Source organism: Pedobacter sp. HDW13, assembly GCF_011303555.1.
Taxonomy (GTDB): Bacteria; Bacteroidota; Bacteroidia; order Sphingobacteriales; family Sphingobacteriaceae; genus Pedobacter.
In genome coordinates this window covers 5,377,827-5,389,551 of record NZ_CP049868.1, presented here as the reverse complement: position 1 = coordinate 5,389,551, position 11,725 = coordinate 5,377,827, and the positions used below count along the sequence as shown (strand labels likewise).

The 11,725-nt window shown below is 40.0% G+C and carries 11 protein-coding genes; 6 read left to right on the top strand and 5 right to left on the bottom strand.

Going from position 1 to position 11,725, the window contains the following annotated elements; all coding sequences use genetic code 11:
* Positions 1-16: 16 nt before the first annotated feature.
* Positions 17-280, top strand: a complete 264-nt coding sequence (locus G7074_RS22435; protein ID WP_124560310.1) for a hypothetical protein — start codon at positions 17-19, stop codon at positions 278-280.
* A gap of 258 nt (positions 281-538) precedes the next feature.
* Here the strand turns inward: G7074_RS22435 and G7074_RS22430 are convergent, their stop codons facing one another.
* Positions 539-2,755: a radical SAM protein gene (locus tag G7074_RS22430; RefSeq protein ID WP_166211461.1), complete on the bottom strand. Its 2,217-nt coding sequence runs from the start codon at positions 2,753-2,755 to the stop codon at positions 539-541.
* 370 nt (positions 2,756-3,125) lie between these two features.
* Here G7074_RS22430 and G7074_RS22425 point away from each other — a divergent pair, with 370 nt between their 5' ends.
* On the top strand, positions 3,126-3,842 hold the full coding sequence (locus G7074_RS22425) for a hypothetical protein (protein WP_158674050.1): 717 nt from the start codon (positions 3,126-3,128) through the stop codon (positions 3,840-3,842).
* A 7-nt stretch (positions 3,843-3,849) separates the two neighbouring features.
* Here the strand turns inward: G7074_RS22425 and G7074_RS22420 are convergent, their stop codons facing one another.
* Positions 3,850-5,040: an NAD(P)/FAD-dependent oxidoreductase gene (locus tag G7074_RS22420; protein WP_124560313.1), complete on the bottom strand. Its 1,191-nt coding sequence runs from the start codon at positions 5,038-5,040 to the stop codon at positions 3,850-3,852.
* Positions 5,041-5,096: 56 nt separating this feature from the next.
* On the opposite strand from G7074_RS22420, the gene G7074_RS22415 reads away from it, so the two are divergent.
* The 3 genes from G7074_RS22415 to G7074_RS22405 all read left to right on the top strand — a co-directional run bounded on the left by G7074_RS22415 (position 5,097) and on the right by G7074_RS22405 (position 7,444).
* The gene (locus G7074_RS22415) at positions 5,097-6,236 is read left to right on the top strand and encodes a 5-(carboxyamino)imidazole ribonucleotide synthase (protein WP_124560314.1); all 1,140 of its coding nucleotides are present in this window, start codon (positions 5,097-5,099) and stop codon (positions 6,234-6,236) included.
* Positions 6,237-6,265: 29 nt separating this feature from the next.
* The gene (gene purE, locus G7074_RS22410) at positions 6,266-6,766 is read left to right on the top strand and encodes a 5-(carboxyamino)imidazole ribonucleotide mutase (protein ID WP_124560315.1); all 501 of its coding nucleotides are present in this window, start codon (positions 6,266-6,268) and stop codon (positions 6,764-6,766) included.
* Between the two features lie 201 nt (positions 6,767-6,967).
* Positions 6,968-7,444, top strand: coding sequence for a hypothetical protein (locus tag G7074_RS22405; RefSeq protein ID WP_166211458.1), 477 nt, complete (start codon positions 6,968-6,970; stop codon positions 7,442-7,444).
* Between the two features lie 28 nt (positions 7,445-7,472).
* On the opposite strand, the gene G7074_RS22400 is transcribed toward G7074_RS22405, so the two are convergent.
* Positions 7,473-8,036 carry a YqgE/AlgH family protein gene (locus G7074_RS22400; RefSeq protein ID WP_124560317.1) on the bottom strand — a complete coding sequence of 188 codons (564 nt, stop codon included), beginning with the start codon at positions 8,034-8,036 and terminating at the stop codon, positions 7,473-7,475.
* A 46-nt stretch (positions 8,037-8,082) separates the two neighbouring features.
* Between G7074_RS22400 and pdxH the strand changes: the two genes are divergently transcribed.
* Positions 8,083-8,733, top strand: a complete 651-nt coding sequence (gene pdxH, locus G7074_RS22395) for a pyridoxamine 5'-phosphate oxidase (RefSeq protein WP_124560318.1) — start codon at positions 8,083-8,085, stop codon at positions 8,731-8,733.
* 426 nt (positions 8,734-9,159) lie between these two features.
* On the opposite strand, the gene G7074_RS22390 is transcribed toward pdxH, so the two are convergent.
* Positions 9,160-10,101, bottom strand: a complete 942-nt coding sequence (locus tag G7074_RS22390; protein WP_124560319.1) for a DUF1735 domain-containing protein — start codon at positions 10,099-10,101, stop codon at positions 9,160-9,162.
* A gap of 22 nt (positions 10,102-10,123) precedes the next feature.
* Positions 10,124-11,719 carry a SusD/RagB family nutrient-binding outer membrane lipoprotein gene (locus G7074_RS22385; protein ID WP_233603889.1) on the bottom strand — a complete coding sequence of 532 codons (1,596 nt, stop codon included), beginning with the start codon at positions 11,717-11,719 and terminating at the stop codon, positions 10,124-10,126.
* Positions 11,720-11,725: the final 6 nt, after the last annotated feature.

The window sequence follows — 11,725 nt, the reverse complement described above, 5'->3', positions numbered from 1 at the left end:
AAATTAGCTCCCACCTATGAAACCCAATAAAGTTTACAATATTGCCTCAACAACCTTTCTGGTTTTAGGATGCCTGGTATTTACCTACAATGGCTATAGTTTATTGGGAATTTCGACAATAAACCTGTTTCTGGCCTTAATGGTTATGGCTTATGCCAGTTCTTTTATCGCTTTAATGAAAGACCGTAAATCGGTTATTTCGTGGCTGTTGTTGATTTTAAATTCTATCATTGTTATCTGCATCATTTATTTCTTAACGCATTTTAAAATGAAGACGTAGTGCTTGCACTCGTTTTTGGATTGTGCGGGTTATTAAATAGATCTTCTTGATATGTAGGACGATATAAATTATATCAGCAAATACTAAAAAAGTATTTAATTAAATTCTTCATTTCATTAAATGCTGCCCTAAATGAAGATGGCGCATTGGTCGGTGAGGACACCAACAATAGACAAATACTTTAGATTAGTCGATTAAATCGCCCGGCTACTTTCTCAGGCGTTAAAAACGAGCGTGAGCAAGTACTAAACAAACGACTTACAAAACCAATAAACCGTATTCCCGCAATGTATTTATGGGTTTCGAATACCAGAACAATTCGAAGTTTTCCCTTTCACGCTCAAAATCGGCTTTAATATCCTGAAAAGTGCTTACGCCCTCGTTTGAGATAGCGATTTTGGTTAAAATATTAGCCAGCCATTCGCCTTCATTTTTATTGGCCTGTACAGTAAAGGTTTCCTTTTTATCATGAAAAGTTAGCGAGGCCAGCTCCCAGGTATTCCCCTTTTTCGATTTGGTAAAATAATCTACCTCCGGCTTGCCGCCTATCCACACCACTTTAGCCGTAGGCTTGGTGTTAAAATTTTGATCATCGTTTAAGGCCCTTTCAATAAAATCAGCTGGTATTTTAGTTCTCGGAATCTTAAAATCGAACCAATCCTGCAGCTCGTAATCGAAACAGATACCATGCATAAAGTTGAACAACGATTTCTTTAAGCCGAAACTGAATTTATTGTGGTCGATGCCTGTTTTATCGATATAATTAATGTCGTTATTGGCAAAAGTACCGATTGTTTCCGTTTCCTTTACTACCCCAAATTTCTCAGGATACATCCCTACAGGGCTATGCGCTGTCATCGCAAACTGGTGCCAGAAACCCGATTGCAACACACCTGCCTCAAAAAGCTGGCGCACCATCTCCAGGCTATCAACCGTTTCCTGTACTGTTTGTGTAGGATAACCATACATTAAATAAGCGTGTACCATAATGCCTGCCTCGGTAAAGTTCCGGGTTACCCTTGCCACCTGCTCTACAGTTACACCTTTGTCAATGAGTTTTAATAAACGATCTGATGCTACTTCGAGTCCACCCGAAACTGCAATACAGCCTGAAGCTTTCAACAGCAGGCATAAATCGCGGGTAAAGCTTTTTTCGAAACGGATATTCGTCCACCAGGTTACCGCAAGTTTTCTCCTGATAATTTCGAGGGCTACCTCGCGCATTAAAGCTGGCGGAGCTGCCTCATCTACAAAATGGAAACCATTCTGACCTGTTTTCTTGTAAAGATCCTCTATCCGGTCTACAATCAGTTTAGCCGCAACAGGTTCGTAAACCTTAATATAATCTAAAGAAATATCGCAAAAAGTACATTTTCCCCAATAGCAGCCATGCGCCATGGTTAGTTTGTTCCATCGGCCATCGCTCCACATGCGGTGCATCGGGTTTACGATTTCAATTACTGAAATATAGCGGTCAAGTAGCAGATCACTGTAATCTGGTGTGCCTACATCGGCCTGCTTGTAGTCATTTCTGAAAGCATCGTTGCGGTAAACCACCTTTCCATCTTCGAGCAGAAATGTTCTTTTGTAAAAGTGAGCTGCTGCAGGGGTGGGATGGGTAATATTATGATACAGCAGTTCGATAGGCAGTTCGCCATCATCTAAAGTGATAAAATCGAAGAATTCGAACACGCGTACATCTGACAACGATCTCAGCTCAGTATTGGGGAAACCACCACCCATTGAAATCTTAACTTCGGGATGATTGGCTTTAACCCATTGGGCACAGCGGAAAGCACTGTACAAATTGCCGGGAAAAGGCACCGAAATCAGGAATAGCTTTGGGTCAACAGCTTCAATCTTCTCTTTTAATACCGAAATCAGGATCTGATCGATATAGGTTGGTGTCTGGGCTAAAGCTTCATATAATTCGTCGAAAGAATTGGCACTCCTGCCCAAACGCTCAGCGTAACGGCTAAAACCAAAGTTATCATCGATACATTCTACGATATAGTCAGATATGTCTTCAAGATAAAGCGTAGCCAGGTGCTTGGCTTTATCCTGTGTACCCATGGCGCCAAAAGCCCAGTCGAGTTCTTCCAGTTGCGAAAAACGCGAAGCCTGTGGGAGAAAATCGTCGCTGCAGATTTGTAATGCCAGGGTTGGGTTTTTCCCCTGCAAAAAAGCTATTACCGCATCAATTGTTTTTAAATACTCATCCTGCAAGGCATGAATACGCCTGGCGTTATCACTTATTGCCTTCCCACCATCCACACTTCTACCCTGCGCTGCATGACTGAATAAATCCTGCAATCCTTTTTTCGAAAATAGCTTCAAAATAACTTCGATACCTAAATCAGCCTGTGTTGAAGTAATGTTTTTGGTATTCAGAAATCCTTTGATATACGCTGTGGCTGGATAAGGAGTATTCAGTTGGGTAAAAGGTGGCGTAACAACAAAAAGTTCTGTTTTCAAAAGAGAAAGGATTAAAATGCAAAAGTAAGGGATTTTTAGCAGTTTAATTAGGCTAATTCCTACAATCGTTACGCTGTGCTTAGTTAAAGACTAATTATCATGTGATTTCTTTTCTGCATTAACCTAATTATTTCCTGCAAATTTAAATCATATCAACCATTACATTTTCAAAAAGTAAATTGAAATCTGCCGAATCTGCGTTTCTTTTCTGCGTAATCAGTGGGAAAACGTATAGTTAATATTCTCCCGCAGATTTAAATAATAATCGCAGATTAAAACCATCACGTAGCATTTCAAACGCAATTAAATCCGTGAATAAACTAAAAGCCCAATTCAAGCGTTTCATAACTACATCAACGCCTTTTGCTAAATGAGATTTTTGTCCTTACTCCTTTCGCTGCTCTTTGTTCAAACTACATTTGCTCAAAAAAACTTTCTTTTCCCGAAAGTTAAAGCACATGGAAATGCTGTTGCACAGCTTACGCCACAAAACTGGACACTAATTGAAAGTGTAAGCGGTGATTTAAATAACGATGCTGCAGATGATCTTGCATTGATTTTCGAATCTAACCAGATCATTGATGAAACACGAACCTACGGCGATAACCATTCGGATATCATCAAAGAAACCCAGAAACCCCGCATTTTAGCTATCTACTTTAGAGACAAAGCCAATGACGAGTATCATTTGTCTGCGCAAAACAACGACTTCATTCTTCGATCGGAAGAAGGTGGCAAAGTGGGCGATCCGCTGCAACAAATGGCGATTAAAGATCAGCAACTGTTTTTAAGGTTTAAGGGCGGTAGCGAATGGCGCTGGGAACTGGGCTATACCTTTAAGTTCCAAAACAAAGATTGGTTTTTAACCAGTGCCATCAACCTTTATTTTAACCAGAATACCGGGGATATGACCGAAAGGATTTACGATTTCAGCAGCCGCCAGTTATTTACCACTGTAGGCAATTTGCATCGGCGCGATATCGCCAACCGCAAAACCAGCGAAGTTTTATTTTTTAATCAGCTGAGAACTTTTAAAACCTTTAAAAAGCCATGGGCATGGGAGATTATGCCGAATGTTTATTTGTAGGTTTGAATTACAAATTCTGCGCAATCACAAAGCCACTTGCCCAGGCCCACTGAAAATTATAGCCACCCAGCCAACCGGTAACATCCATACATTCGCCGCCGAAAAACAGGTTTGGGATTTTTTTACATTCGAGGGTTTTAGAAGAAATTTCACTGGTATCAATCCCACCGCGCATTACTTCGGCTTTATCGTAGCCTTTATCGCCTGCAGGTTTCACCTTAAAATAATGGATGGTTTGCTCAATTAAATCGAGTTCTGCTTTGGTTAAAGCTGCAACAGGTTTGTTTAAAGGTAAAAACTTGCCCAATGCATCGGTAAATTTCCTGGTGTAAAAACGATGCAAAAAGGTAGATAATAAGGTTTTTCCATTTGTTTTACGTTCATCATCTAACAACTCAACGATATCATGGTTGGGCAACAAATTGATGCGGATTGTTTCTCCCCGTCTCCAGAAAGAAGAAATTTGCAAAATAGCCGGACCACTTAAGCCCCAGTGCGTAAAAAGAATATTTTCTTCAAAAGCGATTTCTTCATTACTCACTTCGCAGAAAACTGAATTGCCAGAAAGTTGTGCAAACCATTCTTCGTCTTTACCGGTAATGGTTAGCGGTACCAAAGCAGGCGCAGTTTCTATTATTTTAAGTCCGTTTTTACGTGCAAAACGCAGGGCAAAATCAGTAGCCCCCATTTTAGGAATGGGTAGTCCTCCACTTGCTATAACCAGTTTTTCGGCTGTTATAACTATTGTTTTTCCGTTCTTTTCGTAACTCACTTTAAAACAATCATCCAGTATTTCAATATCGTTTACCGCAGCATTACACCTAATTTCCTGACCAAAATCCTGACATATTGAAGTAAAAACTTCCACCACATCTTTTGCATTTTTATCATCAGGGAATAGCTGACCTAAAGTTTTTTCCTTTCCTTCAATGCCGTATGTTTCAAAAAAACTAATGGTATCTTCAACCGTCCATTGGGTAAAGGCCGATTTTACGAAATGCGGATTGGCAGATATAAACTGCTCAGCTGATGCGAATTGGTTGGTATAATTACAACGACCGCCACCAGAAATTAAGATTTTGGCTCCTGGTTTTTCATTTTTTTCGAGTACAATTACCCGCTTGCCAAGATAGCCCGCCTGCACTGCACACATCAATCCACAGGCACCCGCCCCAATAATTATCGCATCTGCATCCATCAATAAATCTAAATATTGTTACTTTTGTGCAAAATTAGCATAATTTTCAACCCCTCATGGCAAAACAGATAAGCGAATTAAAATTAGGTATTTTAGGTGGTGGACAATTGGGCCGGATGCTCATCCAGCAAGCCATCAATTACAATGTTACTTCATTGGTTTTAGATCCTGATCCAGATGCGCCCTGTAAACACATCGCAAATTACTTCGAAAACGGCTCGATTACCGATTTTGATACGGTTTATAATTTCGGCAAAAAAGCAGACATCATTACCATCGAAATTGAAAAGGTAAATATAGATGCACTGGAGCAACTGGAAAAAGAAGGTAAAAAGGTTTTCCCGCAGTCGCGCGTAATCCGTTTAATACAAGATAAAGGCGTACAAAAACAGTTTTTTAAGGAGAACGATATTCCTACTTCACCGTTTCAGATTGTGAATACGAAAGAAGATATGGAAAACAGCCAGTTTCAGTTTCCATATATCTTAAAGCTGAGAAAAGACGGTTACGACGGAAAAGGCGTAATGAAAATAAACAGTGCCGCCGATTTGGATAAAGCCTTTGATGCGCCTTGTATTATCGAAAAATTGGTTGATTTTGAAAAAGAAGTGGCTGTAATTGTGGCTCGTAATGCCAACGGCGACATGAAAACATTTCCGATGGTAGAAATGGAATTTAATCCGGAAGCCAACTTGGTTGAATTTTTGATTTCTCCTTCAACTTTTGGTGAAAGTTTACAGCAAAAAGCCGAAAACATTGCCAAAAATATTGCTTCAGCTATGAACATTACCGGCATTTTAGCAGTAGAAATGTTCGTTTGCAAAGATGGCGAGTTATTGGTAAACGAAGTGGCTCCACGCCCACACAACAGTGGTCACCAAACTATTGAGGGCAATTATGTTTCGCAATTTGAACAACACTTACGTGCCATTTACAACCTTCCATTAGGCGATACCAGCAGCATAACTAATGCAATTATGATTAACCTGTTGGGCGAAAAAGGCTATGAAGGTGTAGCGAAATATGAAAATTTAGAAAAAATATTAGCCATTGATGGTGTTTATGTGCACTTGTATGGTAAGAAATACACCAAGCCTTTCCGTAAAATGGGGCATGCAACCATTGTTGATATTGACAGGGACAAAGCCATTGAAAAAGCACGGTTTGTACAAAAAACATTACGCGTAATTGCATAACCTTTACCATAAAATTTAAAAAATATATCATGAGCAATACAAATTCACCAAACTTCAGTGTCGGCATAATAATGGGTAGCAAATCGGACTTACCGGTTATGCAGGATGCTGCTGATATACTAAAAGAATTTGGAATCAGTTACGAAATTACAGTGGTTTCGGCGCACAGAACGCCTGAACGCATGTTCAATTATGCCAAGGAAGCACAAGGCAGAGGCTTAAAAGTAATTATTGCCGGTGCTGGCGGTGCTGCACACTTACCTGGCATGGTGGCTTCGATCACAACGCTACCCGTTATTGGTGTACCGGTAAAATCATCGAACTCTATTGATGGTTGGGATAGTATTTTATCAATCCTACAAATGCCAAATGGTATTCCGGTGGCTACAGTTGCTTTAAATGCGGCTAAAAATGCAGGTTTACTGGCCGCTCAGATTTTAGCTACTGCTGATGAATCTTTAACTGTAAAAATGCAGGCTTATAAAGATGAACTAAGGCGAAAAGTAGAAGAATCTGCAGATACTCTCTAAAATTAAAAATCTATAATCTTTATGGCGCTCCTAATTTTTCTCTTTTGTGGATTCTTTATCCTCTATAATCTAGTTATCAATTTAACCAATCTGTCTAAAATCGTTGATTATTGTTTCGAAACCGGATCATTAGACGATTATTGGAGTCTTTTTTACAAAGCCTGCATCAGCAGAAGGGCGATTTATAGCAGTATCATTGCAGTGATTATCGGTTTTTTAACTTTTATTGCCATTGCACCTTTTGTGATTATGAAAGGAATTATCGCTGGCAAAAAAGTAGCTCAGGACATTAGTACCGGAGCTTATTTCAAGTACGAAACTGAAAACTATCTTAATACTAAATTTGCCTATACCAATATTGAACAATTGGGAATTGAACGTTTTGAAAGCACCACAACAGGAAATTTAGCCGTAGATCTACCACTAATCATGGCCTATATTGAACAAGCTTGTGACACCAATAGCATCAAAATTAAGCAGGAACTAATGCAGTATTATGACTTAGTTGGAGAAATGCAGGTACAAGTACCCCTTATTATTGAAATCGGTGAAAAAGTTTTTCCGGTATATCTAATCTATACGCAGCAGCATAGAGAATCATTTAAAAAAATTGAACCTCTATTAAAAGAAAATCATTTTGAAAATGCATTATATTTTTCCATTATAAATATGGATTAATATACATTGCTCATCACGTAGGTGCGAATTAATTTAAATTAGGGTCAATTGGAAAATTACTAACATGCGCAAATTTTGGCCCTAAGTGCACAATTACATCGCGCCAGAGCTTTTCATCATCGTTACCAAAAATCAGATCAACATTAGGGATATTGCTTACCATCCAAGCGTTTTCCTCAATCTCGCGATCTAATTGCCCTACACCCCAACCCGAGTAACCCATAAAAAACTTAATTTCATCAGCACTTATGGTATTGGTATTCATCAGGATTTTAAGTGTTTCGAAATTACCGCCCCAGTATAAGCCATCGCCAATAGGCTCGCCACTTTGCAGTTTATCGTAACAACGGTGTATAAAATGCAAGGTATCGGCAGCTACCGGACCGCCGAAATAAATGTGGTTATCGGCCTGCCACAAATCCTGTATTACATCATTTAAAATTAAGTTTCCTACCTGATTAAGGATATAGCCAACCGTCCCCTCTTCGCCATGCTCGGTTAACAGTACAACTGATCTTTTAAAATTCGGATCGGCCATAAAGGGTTCTGAGATCAGCAAGCGGCCAGTTTTCGGTTTAATGTTGTTAAGCATGACGATAATCATTTGTAGCACCATAAAAGATGCCTATTTTTGTTTTATGCAAGTTACAAATGAATTTCTACAAAACCTGCGCCAAGATTACAAAAGCGCTTCACTAGACGAATCAGACGTAGACAACGATCCGATTGTACAGTTTAAAAAATGGTTTGAACACGCTGTTGAAGCTAAAATATACGAGCCCAATGTTATGACGCTGGCTACAGCCGATAAATCTGGCCGACCTGACGCACGTATCGTGCTGCTAAAAGGTGCTGATGAGCAGGGCTTCAGGTTTTACACTAATTACCTGAGTGCCAAAGGAAAAGAGCTAAAGAGAAATCCTTATGCGTGCCTGGTATTTCACTGGCCCGAACTGGAGCGACAGGTAAGAATTGAAGGTTCGGTTGAAAAACTGGATAAAGAAACCTCAGAGGCTTATTTTAATACCCGGCCTGAAGAAAGCCAGATTGGTGCAATTGCTTCGCCGCAAAGTCAGGTGATACCCGACAGGGCTTTTTTAGAACAAAAAGTTGTCGATTTTAAAGCTAAAAACCAGGATAAAACGATTGTTAAACCTGCACACTGGGGCGGCTATGTGGTAAAACCTACACGTATAGAGTTTTGGCAAGGACGCAGCAGCAGGTTGCACGACAGGATCAATTTCGAGTGGATTAAGGGCAGCTGGGTGAAAAGCAGATTGGCTCCTTAGGTAGAAAGCTTTAGCTGAAAGCAGGTTACTTTAAACAAATAGAGATCGGCTATCCAGCACGATCTCTATTTTAACTAATCATTAACTAACCTAAATTTACTAGGAAGTACCTTTATTGAAACGCCTTTACTTTTCTAAGATCGGACGATAATTTTCTTTTCTTTTTATAAGCAATTAAAAAGCTTTTTTGTTTTTCTTGATGACTCAAATATCCTGAAAATGATACGCTCTGTAAAGCAAGTACCGATGAGTAATTGCTTTGTATCGACAAAAAAACGGCCTCAAAAATTCAATATTTCGTTTAACATTTTTTAACTATATATTTTTGTTAATCAGTATTTTAAATAATATTAAATAGATTAAAATTTAAGATAAAAAGGGGAGTTTCCCTTTGAATCTCCCCCTTTTTAATGACTACACAAACTGTTATCTTGCTTTAGTGTAAGTCCATTTTTCATAGAAGAATGTCCTGTCGGCACCAGACTGTGTCATGATGTAACTTACTTCTAAAACTTTGGTATTACCCGAAACAGTAAACTTGTTTACCCCTGCCGGATTTAACCTTGCCGCCCGCACAGATGAGTTGGTTCCCTGTCCGTAATAATTGGTTACCGAAGTTACATTGCCATCGGCATCCATTGTAAATATCGGAGCAAAGTTTCCGTAAGCAGAAGTAGATGTACCGCTTTTAATCGGGTGATAATAATTGTTGGCATACAGATAGCCATCATATTCTACTACAGATGTAGCTCCGGTAGTCCTCAATTCCTGAGTCATGGGATAATAGCCTACCAAAGTAGCCGAAGTGTTATCAACCATCGCGCTCGAAGCGGTTACGGTATATACGCCATCATACTTGTTTTTGGCCACAATTAAAAACACCCCTGTTCCATAATTACTGCTAATGGTTCCGGAAGAAGCAGATTTGATTTTAATGCCTAACGCGTAGGTTTTGGTGAAATCGAAAGCAGCTGTATTCAATGTAAGGTGAAAAGTTGCCGTTTTTGATCCTTTCGGGATTGTTACATTGTAGCTGGGTACAGTGTACAATGAAGTAGGTAACACGGTATAGCTGCTACTCATGGTGGCCACGGCCGCATCGTCGAAAGCTAAAACCAGGTTTACATCTTCAGGTGCTCCATCTACACCTGTATAGTTTATCGTTACTGGAAAGTCAATGGAAGTTGCAGCATCAAAAGATTTGGTGGCTACAGCATAGGCCGTAGAGCTCGTTCTCGAAGGCAAATCGGCCAGTTCAATAATCCCAACGGAGCCGTTTTCGGTATAAATGCCATCTTGTTTGGTACAAGATGTAAGACCTGCAGCGAATACCAGCAATGCAAGGCTAATTTTTTTATAATTTTTCATTTCTTTCTGTTTAAAAAATCAATTAGTTAACATCCCAAAAAATCTTTGAAGTGTAAGCGCTTAGCCCTGTTGGTACATTGGGGTTAAGGTTATACTCGGTAGTTGGGTAAAGGTTTCTAACCGGAAGTTTATCGGCCGATGTTGCCGACGATTGCAGCGATACAAAAGTTGTGGTCGCTCCTGTACCTGAGATTGCCGGATAGCCTGTCCTTTTGTACTCTTGCCAGGCCTCGTAACCATCAACAAAATTTAATGCAATGTATTTTTGTGTAATAATGGCTTCCAAACGTTGTGCGGCAGTAGCTGCGGCGCTATAATTCACGAGATAGTTGCCTGCATTTGCGGTTTTGTAAGCCGTTAAGTAAGCATCTAAAACAGCAGCAGTAGCCGAAGTAGTGCTGGCACCCGTTTTTTGAAGGTAATTGTAAGATGCTTTAATGCCATTATCGAAATTGGTAGCAGCATCGCCTGATAGCATGTGACCATTTAAGGCAGCTTCGGCCAATAGGAAATAAGTTTCTGCAGCAGGCATAATTAACTGTCCCATTACCCTGCTTTTAATAATTCCCTGGGTTTCTGGTGCATTTAGCGCAGTTCCAACGCCGATGTACCAGGCCGGATAACCCGAAATCCATGAACTCACATTGGTTTCGTTACCCAACTGGTTAATTGGTGTAGTGCCTGCCACATAGTTTTTGTAGATAAGCGCACCACGCGTAGCGTCAGACAGTTTGGTACCGTTGTAGAAAGAAAAAATCCAGCGGGTAGGAATCTGTTGTGCGGCATAAGCACCATTACTACCAGTATAAGAAGAGTGATAAGTATTCCACAAAGGATTTTGACGCGCACTTGTACTCACATAACCAGGGTTAATGGTCACATCTTCAGTTAAAAATCCTTCAGCAGAAAAAGTACCGAATGCACTTGTTGCATAAGCAGCCAGCGTACCAGCCTGTGCACGGGTTAAAATGCGCAGTTTAATATTGTTGGCAAACTTGATCCATTTAGTGGCGTCGCCTTTAAACACAATATCGGCACTTCCTAATGCGCTCACCACCGAACTTGAACCGTAAGTTTGCAGGTCTTTAATGGCTGCATCTATTTCGGTAACCAGCGCTTTATAAACCGTGGCTGCATCATCGTAATGCGGGGTCAGGTTATCTACACCAGCCAAACCTTCGGTATAGGGTACATTGCCGTACTCATCTACCAAAATCTGGTAGTAATACGATTTCATAATCCGTGCTACTGCATTATACAGCACATATTTATTTACGCCTGTAGTAGAGGTGATGATGTACTGATAGCTCCTCAAATCGGTAAATGCCGAGTTAAACAAGCCGTTGTTGGTGCCCGAATTCCAGTTATAGGTAAAAAAGGTTGATCCGGTAAACGAATAACCACCGGCGTTGGCCTGATAGCCTGCCATCCATGCACCGTAATTGAAATAAGTAATAAAATTTGAAGCTGTGTTGTTCAATACTGCCGGCAAAACCAGGTTTGGAGATGATGATGTTGCAGCGTTGGTATTTTCGTTGATATCCAGATAGCTTTTCTTACAGCTTTGCAGCGCAAAAACAGTAATCAGGGTGATCGATAAATTTAAAAGTCTTTTCATAATTCT